Origin of the sequence: Paracoccus spongiarum (assembly GCF_030732095.1) — a bacterium.
Classification (GTDB): domain Bacteria; phylum Pseudomonadota; class Alphaproteobacteria; order Rhodobacterales; family Rhodobacteraceae; genus Paracoccus; species Paracoccus spongiarum.
The window spans coordinates 21633-37934 of sequence record NZ_JAVAMQ010000026.1 but is presented as its reverse complement, the minus strand read 5'-3'; the positions used below and the strand labels follow the sequence as shown (position 1 = coordinate 37934).

Below are 16302 nucleotides of genomic sequence, written 5' to 3'. Positions count from 1 at the left end.
GGACTTCTTATGGCTGAAGGAAAGCATGGAAGACAAGGATGAGGAAAGCATAGAAGCGAAGGATCTTGTGAGGTTTCAAGAAGTTTACATGGCAGAGGTGCACGAATTGCTGAGCAAGTCTGTAGGCGCCTATGTTACGGATTTTGGCGATCTGGAAAGGGTGCTCTTGGAGTCGGCCAATCCACTGGCTGTTGCAGCGATTGCACAAGAATTGGAATGGCGGAATGATCGTGTTTGGGATGTGAAATCCACGACCGAAGCCCGCTCGCGTGCTTGGCTAAATCCGCTGCCAGAAAGCTCATTGGAGCGCGCCTATGTTTGGGCGGTTCTTGACGTATTCTATGGGGACAGTGCGGTAGACAGGGATCGGGCGGCGATGATTGCTAGAGCAGACGTGATCGCAAACCAGACGTCTGACGAGGACCTGGACACCCCCAACACACGCATCGCAGAAAAAATTCGATCGGGTGAACTGGCGACGAAAGATGATCTGCTGGCAGTTATCCGTTCAGAGAAGACGGGCGTCTTTAAAAGATTCAAGGCTGCACAGCGCATATATGAGGAACTGAAAGTTCGTAATCGCAATACAGCCTGAACGGGCAATTTTAGCTGTTGCCCTGTTCCCTTGCTCGCCCACGGGCATCGTTACCCATCGTAATCGAGAGCCGCCTTCAGCGCCTCGGCGCGGTCGGTCTGTTCCCAGCTGAAGGCGGTGGCGCCGGCCAGCGGGTAGGGAGCGCGGCCGAAATGGCCATAGCTGGCGGTCGGGCGGTAGATCGGGTGCAGCAGGTCCAGTTCGCGGATGATCGCGAAGGGGCGCAGGTCGAAGACCTCGCGGACGGCGGCGACGATGCGATCCACCGGCACCGTCTCGGTGCCAAAGCAGTTGAGGCTGATCGAGGTGGGCTGGGCCACGCCGATGGCATAGCTGACCTGGATCTCGCAGCGGCTGGCCAGCCCGGCCGCGACGATGTTCTTGGCGACCCAGCGACCGGCATAGGCGGCCGAGCGGTCGACCTTGCTGGGGTCCTTGCCGGAAAACGCGCCGCCGCCATGCCGCGCCATGCCGCCATAGCTGTCGACGATGATCTTGCGCCCGGTCAGGCCGCAATCGCCCACCGGACCGCCGATCACGAACTTGCCGGTCGGGTTGATGAAATACTGCGTCGCGTCCGACAGCCATTCGGCGGGCAGGACGGGCCTGATGATTTCCTCGATCACCGCCTCGCGCAGGTCGGCCAGCGCGATGTCGGGATTGTGCTGGGTGGACAGCACCACCGCCTCGATCGCCTCGGGGCGGCCATCGGCGCCGTAGCGCAGGGTGATCTGCGATTTCGCGTCCGGCCGCAGCCAGGGCAGGGTGCCGTCGCGGCGGACCCGCGCCTGGCGTTCCACGAGGCGGTGCGCATAGGTGATCGACGCGGGCATCAGCACGTCGGTCTCGTCGCTGGCATAGCCGAACATCAAGCCCTGGTCGCCGGCCCCCTGTTCCTCGAGGCTTTCGCGGTCAACCCCCTGATTGATCTCGGGGGACTGCTTGCCGATGATGTTGATGACCGAACAGGTCGCGCCGTCGAAGCCGACATCGCTGCTGGTATAGCCGATGTCGTTGATGACGCCGCGCACGATCGATTCCAGATCGACCCAGGCATTGGTCGAGATCTCGCCCGAGATGATCGCCACGCCGGTCTTGACCATGGTTTCGCAGGCCACGCGGGCGCGCGGATCCTCGGCCAGGATGGCGTCGAGGATGGCGTCGCTGATCTGGTCGGCGATCTTGTCGGGGTGGCCCTCGGACACGGATTCCGAGGTGAAGGTGGTGTATTCGGTCATGGGATCAGTACCGGTAGTGATCGGATTTGAAGGGGCCTTCGGGGGTGACGCCGATATAGGCCGCCTGTTCGGGCGACAATTGCGTCAGCCGCACGCCGATCTTGTCCAGATGCAGCCGGGCCACCTTTTCATCCAGCGCCTTGGGCAGGATATAGACGCCCGGCCGGTAGTCGTCGCCCTTGGTCCACAGCTCGATCTGGGCCAGCACCTGGTTGGTGAAACTGGCCGACATGACGAAGCTGGGATGGCCGGTGGCGTTGCCAAGGTTCAGCAGCCGGCCCTGGCTCAGCAGGATGATGCGGTTGCCCGAGGGCATCGCGATCATGTCCACCTGGTCCTTGACGTTGGTCCACTGGTGGTTGCGCAGTGCGGCGACCTGGATCTCGTTGTCGAAATGGCCGATATTGCCGACGATGGCCATGTCCTTCATGGCGCGCATGTGTTCCAGCCGGATCACGTCCTTGTTGCCGGTGGTGGTGATGAAGATGTCGGCGCTGTCGGCCACGTCCTCCAGCGTCACCACCTCATAGCCGTCCATCGCGGCCTGGAGGGCGCAGATCGGGTCGACCTCGGTCACCTTCACGCGGGCGCCGGCGCCGCGCAGGCTGGCGGCGCTGCCCTTGCCGACATCGCCATAGCCGCAGACCACGGCGACCTTGCCGGCCATCATCACGTCGGTGGCGCGGCGGATGCCGTCGACCAGGCTTTCCTTGCAGCCATACTTGTTGTCGAATTTCGACTTGGTGACGCTGTCGTTGACGTTGATCGCCGGGAAGGGCAGCAGGCCGTTCTTGTGCAGGTCATAGAGGCGGTGGACGCCCGTGGTGGTTTCCTCGGAGACGCCGCGGATCGCGTCGCGCTGGCGGGCGAACCAGCCCGGGGTCTGGTCGATGCGGCTGCGGATCTGGGCGAACAGCGCCTCTTCCTCTTCGCTGGTGGGGGTGGCGATCAGGTCGGTCTCGCCGGCCTCGACGCGGGCGCCCAGCAGGACATAGAGGGTCGCGTCGCCGCCATCGTCGAGGATCATGTTCGCCGGGCCGTCGGGGAACATGAAGATGCGGTCGGTATAGGCCCAGTATTCGGCCAGCGTCTCGCCCTTGACGGCAAAGACCGGCACGCCGGTCGCGGCGATGGCCGCCGCCGCGTGGTCCTGGGTGGAATAGATGTTGCACGAGGCCCAGCGGACATCGGCGCCCAGCGCGGTCAGCGTCTCGATCAGCACGGCGGTCTGCACGGTCATGTGCAGGCTGCCGGCGATCCGCGCCCCCTTCAGCGGCTGCGCCGCGCCGTATTCGGCGCGCAGCGCCATCAGGCCGGGCATCTCGGTTTCGGCGATGTCCAGTTCCTTGCGGCCATAATCGGCCAGCGCGATGTCGCGGATGATGTGGTCGGTCACGGGATCGGGTCTTTCTTCTGTCAGAAGTCGCGCAGGTGATAGCGCATGACCCGTTTGGGTGAAAGTCCGATAACGCCGCGGCGCCCGTGACGCGCGGCCCGACGGTGGCGCGCGACCGCGCCGCGGCCGCCGGACGCTGGCGCGGGGTAAAGGCTGCGGCAGAACCCCAGACCCGCCGCAGCCCGGAAAGGCGGCCGTGCGCGACCTCCTTTCCATCCCGTGTCGCGGCGCGGGGGGGCCGGTGCCGCTGGACCTGGTGTCCAGCCTAGCATGTCGCGGCGCAATGTTCATCCCTTGCCGGCAGGACCGGCGGCCGGGTGCCCGGAGGCCGAAGGCGGGGTCCGGTCGCCCGAAAGCCGGGTGCGGGGGGGCGAAGGGGTGCGTCGGCTGCCGGGGCCTCAGCGCGCCCGGCGGATCGAGCCGCGGGCGATCCGGCGCACGAAATCGCGCAGCACCATCTTGGCCGCGTCCACGGGCGGAAGTTCGGGATACCATTCCCCCATCCGCTGATCGATCACCATGCGCGCGACGCCATAGGCGAAGGTGCGCGAGGACAGCACCATCAGGGGAATGTTCTCCTCGGGCGCGAGGTTGCCGGCATCGCGGGCCCGTTCCAGCATCCGCGACATCAGTTCGGTCAGCGAATTCAGGTAGCGGCGCAGCTGCGGCGTGTTCAGCGTGTCCAGCAGGCGTTCGTCCGACAGCAGCCGGAACTGGGAACGATGCGTGTCGGCCCAGTCGATATAGGCATCGCCCAGCGCGCAGAACTGGGCCACGGCATCCTCGGGATCGACCTTGACCACCGCCTTCACGCAGCTGTCCATCAGCCGCACCAGCGCCTGTTCGGCGGCGGCGACCAGCACCGCCTGATTGCTGGGAAAGATGCGCTGAAGATCGGCCAGCGGCACCTCGACCGCCTCGGCGATGCGCGCGAGGCTGGGCACGGTGGCCTGGGTTTCCTCCATGATGTCCAGCGCGGCGACAAGGGTCCGGCCGTGGATTCCCAGCCCGTCAGTGCTGCGCTGGTGCTTGCTCATCGCCTGCTGCTCCGACAGCAGGGCATGGTGGACCGATGCGGCGAGGCCGGCGGGTGCACCAGCGGACATGGCAGTTCCTTCCTGCGTCGGGAGCCCTGCGCCGGACCCGACCCCGGGCCGGGACCCGATGCGGCCATCTGGCCGGGGACCGCCAGCGCGGCGCACGCTGCGGCGGGCAGACAGCGCGGCATCGCATGCAAGGGAACCGGCACCGAGGCGGTCGGCCCGGCGATTCGCGGTTCGGACCTGCGCGGATGCAGGGTCATGGGCAGAAGCCCCCGAATTGATCTTCGTTTGCCGACGCTAGCACAGCCGTCGCCCGAGGCGAACTGGAACAATTCGTCAGGTAGGGAAAACCGCCGTGTTTTTGCCTTGCATTATAACGGAAACGTCCCGCTCAGGCCTCGGCGCGGGCCTGACGCTTGCGTTCATGGGGGTCCAGATGGCGCTTGCGCAGGCGGATGTTCCTGGGCGTGACCTCGACCAGCTCGTCGTCGTTGACATAGGCGATGGCCTCTTCCAGCGACATCCGCACCGGGGGCGTCAGGCGCACCGCCTCGTCGGTGCCCGAGGCACGCACATTGGTCAGCTTCTTGCCCTTCAGCGGGTTCACTTCCAGGTCGTTGTCGCGGGAATGCTCGCCGATGATCATGCCCTGATACAGCTGTTCCTGCGCGCCGATGAACATCTTGCCGCGATCTTCCAGGTTCCACAGCGCATAGGCGACGGACACGCCGTCCTCCATGCTGATGAGGACGCCCTGCCGGCGGCCCTGGATGGCGCCCTTGTAGGGCGCCCAGCCGTGGAAGATGCGGTTCAGCACGCCGTTGCCGCGCGTGTCGGTCATGAATTCGCCGTGATAGCCGATCAGCCCGCGCGAGGGGACATGCGCGACGATCCGGGTCTTGCCGACGCCCGCGGGGCGCATGTCCACCATCTCGCCCTTGCGTTCGCCGGTCAGCTTCTCGATCACCACGCCGGTATAGTCGTCATCGACATCGATGATGACCTCCTCGACCGGCTCCATGCGCTGGCCGTCCTCGTCGCGGAAGATCACGCGCGGGCGCGAGATGGACAGTTCGAACCCCTCGCGGCGCATGTTCTCGATCAGCACGCCCATCTGCAGCTCGCCGCGTCCCGAGACCACGAAGGCCTCGCCGCCGGGGGTATCCTCGACCTTGATGGCGACGTTCACCTCGGCCTCGCGCATCAGCCTTTCGCGGATCACGCGGCTCTGCACCTTCTTGCCGTCCTGCCCGGCCAGCGGGCTGTCGTTGATGCCGAAGGTGACGCTGATCGTGGGCGGGTCGATCGGCTGCGAGGGCAGCGCTTCGGTCACGTCCGGCGCGCAGAGCGTGTCGGCCACGGTGGCCTTGGCCATGCCGGCGAGGGTGACGATGTCGCCGGCCTCGGCGGTGTCGATCGGGGTCTGGGTCAGGCCGCGGAAGGCCAGGATCTTGCTGATGCGGAACTGTTCGATCCGCTCGCCGTCGCGCGACAGCGCCTTCAGCGTGTCGCCGGCCTTCGCGGTGCCGGCCTCGACCCGGCCGGTCAGCAGTCGGCCGAGGAACGGGTCGGCGCCCAGCGTGGTGGCCAGCATCCGGAACGGCTCGGCGGCGCGGGCGACCTGGGCGGGCGGCTGCACATGGCGCAGGATCAGGTCGAACAGCGCCGACATGTCCTTGCGCGGGCCGTCCAGCGTCTCGTCGGCCCAGCCGCCGATGCCCGAGGCATAGACATGCGGAAAGTCCAGCTGGTCGTCGCTGGCGCCGAGATTGGCGAACAGGTCGAACACGTCGTTCAGCGCGTTGTCGGGCTCGGCCGCGGGCTTGTCGACCTTGTTCAGCACCACGATCGGGCGCAGCCCCAGCGCCAGCGCCTTAGAGGTCACGAACTTGGTCTGCGGCATCGGCCCCTCGGCCGCATCGACCAGCAGGCAGACGCCATCGACCATCGACAGGATGCGTTCCACCTCGCCGCCGAAATCGGCGTGGCCGGGGGTGTCCACGATGTTGATGCGCGTGCCCTTCCATTCGACCGACGTGGCCTTGGCCAGGATGGTGATGCCGCGTTCGCGTTCGATGTCGTTGCTGTCCATCGCCCGTTCGGCGACGGCCTGGTTCTCGCGGAAGGCGCCCGACTGCTTCAGAAGCTGATCGACCAGCGTCGTCTTGCCGTGGTCGACGTGGGCGATGATGGCGATATTGCGGATATCCATGGTGGCCTTCTTTGGTGCTCGCGGCTGCCCTAGCGGATACGGCCCGCAAAGGCCAGACCGCAAATGCCCGCCCGCGCGGCGCCGCAGGCGCGCCGCGGAAGGGCGGTGGGGGCGGCCTCTGCCGGATGCGTCAAACGCCTGCCCCCCCGGCGCGGGGCCGGGGGGCAGGGCAGATCGGGATGTCCTTCGGAGCGGGTGGGCGGTATGCCGGCCCGGCCCGTTTCAGCGGCGACGGGTCAGTCCGGTCCAGACGCGGCCCGCGTCGCGGTCCGATCCGCCACGGATGGCGCCCATCCAGGCAGCCAGACCCGCGACCAGCGAGCTGACGGCCAGGAACAGGGCCGACCAGACCGCCGCGCTGCGGGCGGCCTCGGCGGCGTCGACGGCGGCGGCCTGCGCCTCGTCCACGCGCTGCTGGGTCTCGTCGCGCAGTTTCTGCGCCTGCGCCTCGGCGGCGGCCAGCGCCTCCTCGGCCTCGGCCCGGGCGTCGGTCAGGCGCTTTTCCGCCTCGTCGCGCAGGGCCTGGGTCCGCGTCACGGCATCCTCGACGCGCGCGTCGATCTGGGCCGGGGTCAGCGAGGTCCGGGCGGCCAGCGCGTCGCGCAGGTAGTCGAGGTCCTCGTCGAGGTCCTCGTCGGGAACGTCGCCGGTGCGCAGGACGCTGCCGAGGATGGACAGCACCTCGCTGCGGATCTGCTCGTTCGAGAACTGGTCGGGCGCGCTGGCCTCGCTGCGCAGCAGACGGTCGGTGACATAGTCCAGCGGGTTGCCGCCCATCTGCTGGCCGCCGGCCGCATTGCCCGCGCCGGACACGACGCCGCCGGCCAGCTGGCCCACGCCGCTGATGGCGCCGCCCGCGATCTGGCCCACGCCGCCGACGATGCCGCCGGCCAGCTGACCCGTGCCCTGGGCGACACCGCCCACGGCCGAGCCCGCGGCCTCGACCGCGCTGGTCGCGGCGCTGCCGACGGTGCGGACGCCGGTGCCCACCGCGCCCGCCGCCAGAAGGCCGCTGAGGATCATGCCGAGGGCCCAGACGGTCAGGCCGTGGATGCCGTCACGCGCCTCGATCTCGTCTTCCGAGGTGCTGGTGCGGGTGCGCATCCGGCCGGCGACATAGCCGCCCAGCCCGTAGATCGCCACCATGGACAGGAAGGCGAACAGCCCCACGAGGATCAGCGCGAAGGTGCCCAGGCCCTCGCCGCGCTCGGCCGAGACCGAGCCCAGTCCGATCGCGGCGGTGAAGCCGGTGAGGACGACCGACAGGCCGCAGGCGATGGCCGCGCCAGCGAGAATGGATGGCCAGTCGACATGGCCGCGCGGCGCCGTGATGGCGGCGTGGCCTCAGCGCAGGCCCAGGAACGACAGGATGAACAGCACGACGACGACGAGGCCGACGATGTAGATGATGGAATTCATGACGGGTTGGCTCCTCACTTGATCGGTTGTGTCGCGCACATGGGCTGCATGCGGCATCGTGTCACAACGAAGTGATCCTGAACCGGTTCCCACATTTTCACAATTACGGGTGTTGCCGCCTCGGCAGCCAGCCCAGCCCGGCCTCGGTCTGCCGGCGGGGCGTGTATTCGGCGCTGACCCAGCCGCCATAGCCGTCGCGGTCCAGCCTCGCGAAGAAGGCCGGATAGTCGATCTGGCCGGCCTCGGGCTCGTGCCGGCCGGGGCAGCCGGCAATCTGGACATGGCGCACCCGGTCCGCCACGCGCGCCCAGGTCGCCAGCACGTCGCCGGTGATCATCTGCGCGTGGTAGGCGTCGAATTGCAGGCCCAGACCGGGTGCGCCGACGGCCTCGATCACGCGCAGGGCAAGGTCGTAATCGGCGAGGAAATAGCCCGGCATGTCGGTGCGGTTGATCGGCTCGATGGTGAGGCTGGCCTGCGGCGCGCGTTCGGCCGCCCAGGCGAGGTTGGCGATGAAGGTCGCCTCGGCCTGCGGACCCTCGGCGGCGCCGGCCATGACGTGGATGTGGCGCGCCCGCAGCGCCTCGGCAAAGCGCAGCGCGCGTTCGAAATCGTGGCGAAAGCGGTCCTCGCCGCCCGGCAGCGCCGCGAAGCCGCGCGGCCCGCCCGCCCAGTTCGGCGGCGGCGTGTTGATCAGCACCATCTGCAGCCCGGCCGAGATTGCGGCGCGCGACAGGTCGCGGGCGGCGATGTCGTAGGGAAACAGGATCTCGGCCCCGGTGAAGCCCGCATCCGCCGCCGCCGCAAAGCGTTCCAGCATCGGCAGTTCGGTGAACAGCATGGTCAGGTTGGCGGCAAAGCGCGGCATCTGCGGTCACGCCTCCAGCGGGAAGAACCGGCCGCCGGAGCGCACACCGGCGCGGCCCTCGGGACCGTCGGTGGCGGCCGCGGCCAGCCGGTAGAAGGTCTTGCGGTCGATCAGCGCCTCGAGCCCGGCGCGCACATGCACATAGGGGCGCGGCTCGGTAGGGCTGCCGCGCAGGATGATGGCGTGGCCCTCGCCCGCCACCACCCGGTCGCCGACATTGGTGGTGAAGGTGATGCGGTCGGGCGCGATGTCGGCGTCGGTGGCCACGAAGGGCGCGTCCTCGACCCGGATGCCGACCTTCTCGGCCGGGGTGACGAGGAAGAAGCGGTCGCCCTCGCGCTTGAGGATGGTCGAGAACAGCCGCACCATCGCCGGCCGCCCGATCGGCGTGCCCTGGTAGAACCAGGTGCCGTCGGCGCGGATCTCGATGTCCAGATCGCCGCAGAAGGGCGGGTTCCACAGATGCACCGGCGGCAGCCCGCCGCCCTGCGCGGCCTTGCCGGCGGCGGCGGCGATGCTGTCGGCACTCACGCTATTGTCACTGTGATCCGGCATTCTGTGTGGTCGCCCCGTGATGTCTTGCCTATGCTCTGCCTTAGAGCAGCAGAAGGGCGTTGTCATGGCTTCGGATGAAATTCTGGTCCAGGAGGTCGAGGCCCTCGCGGTGCGGCTGGGCGAGGCCCGCGCCAGCATCGAACGCCGCTTCGTCGGCCAGCACGCGGTGGTCGAACAGGTGCTGGCGGCGATCCTGTCGGGCGGGCATGCGCTGCTGGTCGGCCAGCCGGGCCTGGGCAAGACCATGCTGGTCGGCACGCTGGCCACGGTGCTGGGGCTGGACAGCCAGCGCATCCAGTTCACCCCCGACCTGATGCCCGCCGACATCCTCGGCTCCGAGGTGCTGGACGTGCTGGGCGACGGCAGCCGGGCGTTCCGGTTCATCGAGGGGCCGGTGTTCACCCAGCTGCTGATGGCCGACGAGATCAACCGCGCCAGCCCGCGCACCCAGTCGGCGCTGCTGCAGGCGATGCAGGAACGCGAGGTCACCATCAGCGGCCAGCACCGCCCGCTGGGCCGGCCCTTCCATGTGCTGGCCACGCAGAACCCGATCGAGCAGGAGGGCACCTATCCGCTGCCCGAGGCGCAGCTGGACCGGTTCCTGTTGCAGATCGACGTGGATTATCCCGACCGCGACACCGAACGCGAGATCCTGCTGGCCACCACCGGGCTGGACGAGGGCGCCGCGCATCGCGCCTTCGAGCCGGCCGGGCTGATCGCGGCGCAGCGGCTGATCCGGCAGATGCCGGTCGGCGCGGCGGTGGTCGAGGCGATCCTGGACCTTGTCCGCGCCTTCCGCCCCGGGGCCGAGGAGGCCGCCCCCGACATGGCCGAGGCGCTGGTCTGGGGGCCGGGGCCGCGCGCGGCGCAGGCGCTGATGCTGGTGACGCGGGCGCGGGCGGTGCTGAACGGCCGCTTTGCGCCGACGCTGGAGGATGTCGAGGCCATGGCCGCGCCGGTGCTGCGCCACCGGATGGCGCTGTCCTTCGCGGCGCGGGCACGCGGCGAGACCGTCGATGGCGTGATCGGCCGCGTGCTGGACGCCCGGTTGGGCGCAAGGCAGGCGGCATGAGGGCATCTTGACGCCAGGCGCCGCCGACCTTCGGGCCCGCGCCGAAAGCGCCAGCGCCCATCTGCCCGGCCTGATCCTGTCGGCCGAGCGGCTGGCCGCCGTGGTGGCGCCGGGCGCGCATGGCCTGCGCCGGGCCGGGCCGGGCGAGGATTTCTGGCAATACCGTCCCGCCAGCCAGGGCGACAGCGCCCGCAGCATCGACTGGCGCCGCTCGGCCCGGTCGGATGCGCAATTCGTGCGCGACCGCGAGGCGCAGACGGCGCAGGCGGTCGGGCTGTGGGTCTCGGCCGGGCAGGGCATGGGCTATGCGGGCGCGCCCGACCGGCCCGCCAAGGGCGCGCGGGCGCAGCTGCTGGCGCTGGCGCTGGGCATGGTGCTGCTGCGCGGCGGCGAGAAGGTCGGGCTGCTGGGCCAGCCGCCGCGCGCCGGCCGTGCGCAGGCCGAGCGGCTGGCGCAGGGGCTGCTGGCCGCGCAGGCCGGGGCGGGCGATGGCGACGCCCCCGAGGCGCAGGCGCTGCGGCCCCATCAGCGGCTGGTGATCCTGTCGGATTTCCTGACCGACCCGGACTGGGTGGCGGTGCTGCTGGCGCGGGCGGCGTCCATGGGCGTGACCGGCGTGCTGATGCAGGTGCTGGACCCCGACGAGGAGAATTTCCCCTATGCCGGCGCGGTCGATTTCCGCTCGGTCAGCGGGGCGCTGCGCCATGACAGCCGCGACGCGGCGGGGCTGCGGCAGGCCTATCTGGACCGGCTGGCGGCGCGCCGCGACTGGCTGCGCGACCGGGCGCAGGGCGCCGGCTGGCATTTCGGCCATCACGCGACCGACCACGCGCCCGCCGTGGCGCTGGGCTGGCTGCACCGCGTGCTGGGGGGCTGATGCTGGTCCTGGGTCCCATTGGCTTTGCCGCGCCCTGGCTGCTGGCCGCGCTGATCGCGCTGCCGGTGCTGTGGCTGATCCTGCGGGCGATGCCGCCGGCCCCGCGCCGGGTGGCCTTTCCGGGTGTCGCGCTGCTGCTGGGGCTGGCCGACCGTGTCCCGGTGGCGCGGCGCACGCCGTGGTGGCTGTTGCTGCTGCGGCTGGCGGCGATCGCGGCGCTGATCCTGGCCTTTGCGGGGCCGGTCTGGAAGCCGGTCTTGCAGGTCCCCGCCAGCGGCCCCCTGCTGGTGGTGCTGGATGCGGGCTGGGCCGCGGCGCCAGACTGGGCCGGCCGGCAGGGCCGCGCCGAACGGGCGCTGGCCGAGGCCGCCGCGCAGGGCCGGCCCGCCGCGCTGCTGCTGGCCGATGGCCGCGCCGATCCCGGCCCGCTGGTCCTTGCGCCGGCCGACACGCTGCTGGCGGGGCTGCGGGCGGCGCAGCCGGTGTCCTGGGCCACCACCTATCCAGACGAACCCGACGCGCTGCTGGCAGACATGCCCGACGGGCCGCTGGCGACGCTGTGGATCGCCGACGGGCTGGATCATCCGGGCCGCGCGGCGCTGCTGGCGGCGCTGGCGGCGCGCGGGCCGGTGACGGTGGTGCCGCCGTCGCGGCCGCTGCGGATGCTGGGCCTGGTCGAGGGCGAGGCACCGGCGCTGATGCTGGCCGCCACCGGCGAGGCGGCGGGGCAGGACGCGCCCGCCATCCTCGCCATCGGCCCCGACCCGCAGGGCGTGTCGCGCGAACTGGCGCGGCTGGCGCCCGGCGCGGCGACCGGCGCCGGCGGGATCACCACCCGGCCCGTCGCCATCGACCTGCCGCCCGAGCTGCGCAACCGCATCACCCGCTTCCAGGTCGAGGGCGACAGCCATGCCGGCGCCGTGGTGCTGGCCGACGACCGGGTGCGGCGGCGCAAGGTCGGGCTGGTGGGCGATGCCGACCGCCAGGCCGAGGGCCAGCAATTGCTGTCGCCGCTGCATTACCTGCGCCGCGCGCTGGCGCCCGGCGCCGATCTGGTCGAGGGCGGACTGGGCGATGTGCTGGACACCGCGCCCGATGTCGTCATCCTCGTCGATCAGGTCGAGATGGCCGAAGCCGGCGAACTGGCCGACTGGGTCGAGGCCGGCGGGCTGCTGATCCGCTTTGCCGGGCCGCGCATGGCCGGCTTCGACCGGCTGATCGACGAGCCGCTGCTGCCGGTGATCCTGCGGCAGGGCGGGCGCGACATCGGCGGCGCGCTGAGCTGGGGCGACCCGCGCGGTCTGGCGCCCTTTGCCGGCGACGGCATCTTTGCCGGGCTCACCGCCCCCGCGGATGTCGCCGTGCGGGCACAGCTGATGGCGCAGCCCGCGCCGGAACTGGCCGGACGCACCATCGCCGCGCTGTCGGACAACACGCCGCTGATTACCCGCGACCGCCGCGGCGAGGGCCAGATCGTGCTGGTCCATGTGACCGCCAACGCCGAATGGTCGAACCTGCCGCTGTCGGGGCTGTTCGTCGAGATGCTTGACCGGCTGGTCGCCACCGCCCGGCTGACCGAGACCGCGGAACGCGCCGACGACCGCGAGCAGCCCTTCTGGACCCCGCAGACCGTGCTGGACGGTTTCGGCCGCGCCGCCCCGGCCGAGGACCTGGCCCCGGTGCCCGCCGCCGATCTGGCGCAGGGCCCCGGACCGGGCCGGCCGGCGGGCATCTATGCGGCGGGCGAACGCCGGGTCGCGCTGAATGCCGGGGGCGGACCGGTCGCGCTGGCCGAGTGGTCGGGCGCGCGGGTCGAACGCCGGGCCGAGACGCCTGGCCGCGACCTCAAGGGCTGGCTGCTGGCGGCGGCCGCGCTGATCCTGGTGCTGGACTCGCTGGGATCGGCGGCCGTGGCGCGGGGCGGCCGCGTGGCCGCGGCGCTGCTGCTGGGCGCGCTGCTGCTGGTGCCGCCGCCCGCCGCGTGGGCGCAGCAGGGGGGCGGGGCGCAGCAGGGGCAGGGCGCGCAGCCGGCGGACGGCGAGGCCGCGATCAACCCCGAACTGATCCGCGCCGCCGACGAGGTGGCGCTGGCCTATGTGCTGACCGGCGACGAGGCGGTGGACGAGGTGTCGCAGGAGGGGCTGACCGGGCTGTCGCTGGCGCTGCGCCAGCGCACCTCGGTCGAGCCGGGCAGGCCGGTCGCGATCGACCTCGACCGCGACGATCTTGCGGTGCTGACGCTTCTCTACTGGCCGGTGACCGAGGACCAGCCGGCGCCCTCGCCGCAGGCCTATCTGCGGTTGAACCATTTCCTGCGCTCGGGCGGGATGATCCTGTTCGACACCCGCGACGGCGACCTCGCCGGCGTGGGCGGCCCCGACATGTCCGCGGCGCTGCGCCGCCTGGCCGCGCCGCTGGAGGTGCCGCCGCTGGCGCCGATCCCCGAGGATCACGTCCTGACCCGCACCTTCTACCTGCTGGACGCGTTTCCGGGCCGCTGGCAGGGCAACCCGGTCTGGATCGAGGCGCCGCCCGCCGGCGCCGCCGCCGCCGAGGGCGTGCCCTTCCGGCAGTTGAATGACGGGGTCAGCCCGGTGCTGATCGGCGGCAACAGCTGGGCCGAGGCCTGGGCGATCGACGCGAACGGCTATCCGGTCTATCCGATCGGGCGCGGCTGGGAGGGCGAGCGCCAGCGCGAACTGGCCTTCAGGTTCGGCATCAACGTCGTCATGTATGTCCTGACCGGGAACTACAAATCCGATCAGGTGCATGTGCCGGCGCTGCTGGACCGGCTGCGCGTCGAAGAGGAGCTTGGGCCGTGATCCCTGCGGGCACCCAGCTGCGTTTCGACCCGGCCCTGCCGTGGTGGGTGGTCGGGCTGCTGGCCGGGCTGGCGCTGCTGGTGGCGGGCTTCGCGCTGTGGCGCGGGCTGCGCGGCTGGGCCTGGCGCGGGCTGGCCGGGCTGGCCGCGGCGCTGGCGCTGGCCGGTCCCGCGCTGGAGATCGGCAGCCGCGCCGGCCTCAGCGACATCGTGATCCTGCTGGACGACCGCTCGGCCAGCCAGTCGCTGCCCGAACGCGGCGCCCAGACCGATGCGGCCATCGACGCGCTGGCCCGGCAGATCGCCGCGCTGCCGGGGACCGACCTGCGCCGCGTCACCGTCGGCGACGCCGAGGACGGCACGCTGCTGGCCACCGCCCTGTCGCGCGCCGTCGCGGCCGAGCCGGCGGCCCGGCTTGCGGGCGTGATCGCGGTCAGCGACGGCAACCTGCATGATCCGGCGATGCTGCCCGCGGGCCTGCCCGCGCCGGTCCACCTGCTGCTGACGGGGCGGCCGCAGGACTGGGACCGCCGGCTGGTCATCGAGGAGGCGCCGGCCTTCGGGCTGATCGACCAGGAGGTGACGATCCGGCTGCGCATCGAGGATCAGGGCGCGGTGCCCGATGCGCTGCGCGGCGGCTCGGCCAATCTGCGCATCAGCATCGACGGCGAGGCCGAACAGACCTATGCGGTGCCGGTCGGCGTCTCGCTGGAACTGCCGGTGACGCCGTCCCATGCCGGGCAGAACGTCGTGCAGATCGGCTTCGACGCGCCCGGCGGCGACGAGTTGACCGACCGCAACAACAGCGCCGCGATCAGCATCAACGGCGTGCGCGACCGGCTGCGCGTGCTGCTGGTCTCGGGCGAGCCGCATGCCGGCGAACGGACCTGGCGCAACCTGCTGAAATCGGATGCGGCGGTGGACCTGATCCACTTCACCATCCTGCGCCCGCCCGACAAGTCGGACGGCGTGCCGGTCGACGAATTGTCGCTGATCGCCTTTCCCACGCGCGAGCTGTTCCTGCAGCGCATCGACGATTTCGACCTGATCATCTTCGACCGCTACCGCGTGCGCGGCATCCTGCCGCCCGACTACTTCGCCAACATCGCCCGCTATGTCGAGGAGGGCGGCGCGATCCTGGTCGCCGCGGGCCCCGAGATGGCCAGCGTCGAGGGGCTGAACCTGTCGCCGCTGGGCCGGATCCTGCCGGCGCGGCCGACCGGGCGGGTGATCGACGCGCCCTTCACCCCGCAGCTGACCGAGGATGGCCGCCGCCACCCGGTCACCGCCGGCCTGCCGGGCGCGCCCGGGGCCGCTGCGGATGCCGGGGCCGCTGCGGATGCGGATGCGGGGGCCGATGCGGGGACGGACGGCGCGGGCTGGGGCCGCTGGCTGCGCATGGCCGAGGCCGAGCCCGCGCCGGGGGCGCAGGTCGCCATGACCGGGGCCGAGGGCAAGCCGCTGCTGATGCTGAGCCGGGTGGGCGAGGGGCGGGTGGCGATGCTGACCTCGGACCAGGTCTGGCTGTGGGGGCGCGGCTTCGAGGGCGGCGGCCCGCAGCTGGAACTGCTGCGCCGCATCGCGCACTGGTCGATGAAGGAACCCGAACTCGAGGAAGAGGCCCTGCTGGCGGATGTCTCGGGCGGGCTGGAGGTGCGCTTTACCCGGCGCAGCATGCAGGACAGTGCCGGCCCGCTGATCGTCACCCGCCCGGACGGGCAGACCGACGAGGTGGCCCTGGCCGAGGTCGGGCCCGGCCGGTTCACCGCCGTCTGGACGGCGCCCGAGCCGGGCCTTTACAGGCTGCAGGACGGCGATCTGCGCCGGGTTCTGGCACTGGGCCCCGCCGCGCCGCGCGAATTCGAACAGACCGTGGCGCGCGGCGACGCGCTGGCGCCGCTGGCCGAGGCCACCGGCGGCGCGGTCGTGCGTCTGTCCGAGGGCATGCCCGAACTGCGCCGCGTGGCCGAGGGGCGGCGGGCGCATGGCCGCGGGGTCGGCCGCGACTGGATCGCGATCACCCCGCGCGAGGCGGCGACCGTCACCGGGCTGGAACGCCGGCCGCTGCTGCCCGGCTGGGCCTGGCTTGCGCTGATCGCCGGGCTGATCCTGACCGGCTGGCTGGCCGAAGGAAGGCGCGGGGCGCCGCTGCGCGCGGGCGGCGGGGCCGCGCCGACACCCTCGTGACGCAGGGCGGGCGGCGGCC

13 protein-coding genes are annotated in these 16302 nt (G+C 71.0%); 5 read left to right on the top strand and 8 right to left on the bottom strand.

Annotated elements, in window-relative coordinates; all coding sequences use genetic code 11:
• Positions 1-595, top strand: a 595-nt coding sequence (locus tag Q5Y72_RS17830) for a hypothetical protein (protein WP_305964775.1), incomplete at its 5' end; no start/stop codon positions are given.
• A 50-nt stretch (positions 596-645) separates the two neighbouring features.
• On the opposite strand, the gene metK is transcribed toward Q5Y72_RS17830, so the two are convergent.
• From metK to Q5Y72_RS17790, 8 genes are all read right to left on the bottom strand, one after another.
• Positions 646-1833, bottom strand: a complete 1188-nt coding sequence (gene metK / locus Q5Y72_RS17825) for a methionine adenosyltransferase (protein WP_305964774.1) — start codon at positions 1831-1833, stop codon at positions 646-648.
• Between the two features lie 4 nt (positions 1834-1837).
• The gene (gene ahcY, locus Q5Y72_RS17820) at positions 1838-3229 is read right to left on the bottom strand and encodes an adenosylhomocysteinase (protein WP_305964773.1); all 1392 of its coding nucleotides are present in this window, start codon (positions 3227-3229) and stop codon (positions 1838-1840) included.
• Positions 3230-3627: 398 nt separating this feature from the next.
• Positions 3628-4335 carry a TetR/AcrR family transcriptional regulator gene (locus tag Q5Y72_RS17815; RefSeq protein ID WP_305964772.1) on the bottom strand — a complete coding sequence of 236 codons (708 nt, stop codon included), beginning with the start codon at positions 4333-4335 and terminating at the stop codon, positions 3628-3630.
• A gap of 328 nt (positions 4336-4663) precedes the next feature.
• Positions 4664-6484 (bottom strand): translational GTPase TypA, encoded by a 1821-nt coding sequence (typA, locus tag Q5Y72_RS17810; protein ID WP_305964771.1) that lies wholly within the window; start codon positions 6482-6484, stop codon positions 4664-4666.
• A gap of 222 nt (positions 6485-6706) precedes the next feature.
• Complete coding sequence (locus Q5Y72_RS17805) at positions 6707-7654, bottom strand: hypothetical protein (protein ID WP_305964770.1); 948 nt, start codon at positions 7652-7654, stop codon at positions 6707-6709.
• A 174-nt stretch (positions 7655-7828) separates the two neighbouring features.
• Complete coding sequence (locus tag Q5Y72_RS17800; RefSeq protein ID WP_305964769.1) at positions 7829-7960, bottom strand: hypothetical protein; 132 nt, start codon at positions 7958-7960, stop codon at positions 7829-7831.
• A gap of 46 nt (positions 7961-8006) precedes the next feature.
• Positions 8007-8771 (bottom strand): hydroxypyruvate isomerase family protein, encoded by a 765-nt coding sequence (locus tag Q5Y72_RS17795; protein WP_305964768.1) that lies wholly within the window; start codon positions 8769-8771, stop codon positions 8007-8009.
• A gap of 6 nt (positions 8772-8777) precedes the next feature.
• Entirely contained in the window at positions 8778-9326 is a 549-nt protein-coding gene (locus Q5Y72_RS17790; protein ID WP_305964767.1) for a DUF1285 domain-containing protein, read from the bottom strand.
• Positions 9327-9390: 64 nt separating this feature from the next.
• Between Q5Y72_RS17790 and Q5Y72_RS17785 the strand changes: the two genes are divergently transcribed.
• From Q5Y72_RS17785 to Q5Y72_RS17770, 4 genes are read left to right on the top strand one after another with little or no spacing between them, the layout of a single operon-like run.
• Entirely contained in the window at positions 9391-10398 is a 1008-nt protein-coding gene (locus Q5Y72_RS17785; protein WP_305964766.1) for an AAA family ATPase, read from the top strand.
• Between the two features lie 7 nt (positions 10399-10405).
• On the top strand, positions 10406-11275 hold the full coding sequence (locus tag Q5Y72_RS17780) for a DUF58 domain-containing protein (protein WP_305964765.1): 870 nt from the start codon (positions 10406-10408) through the stop codon (positions 11273-11275).
• A complete protein-coding gene (locus tag Q5Y72_RS17775) occupies positions 11275-14097 on the top strand; it encodes a DUF4159 domain-containing protein (protein WP_305964764.1) in 2823 nt (940 codons plus the stop codon). Before Q5Y72_RS17780 ends, Q5Y72_RS17775 begins: the two co-directional genes overlap by 1 nt.
• Positions 14094-16283, top strand: a complete 2190-nt coding sequence (locus tag Q5Y72_RS17770) for a hypothetical protein (RefSeq protein WP_305964763.1) — start codon at positions 14094-14096, stop codon at positions 16281-16283. The genes Q5Y72_RS17775 and Q5Y72_RS17770 overlap by 4 nt, the downstream gene beginning before the upstream one ends.
• Positions 16284-16302 lie beyond the last annotated feature (19 nt).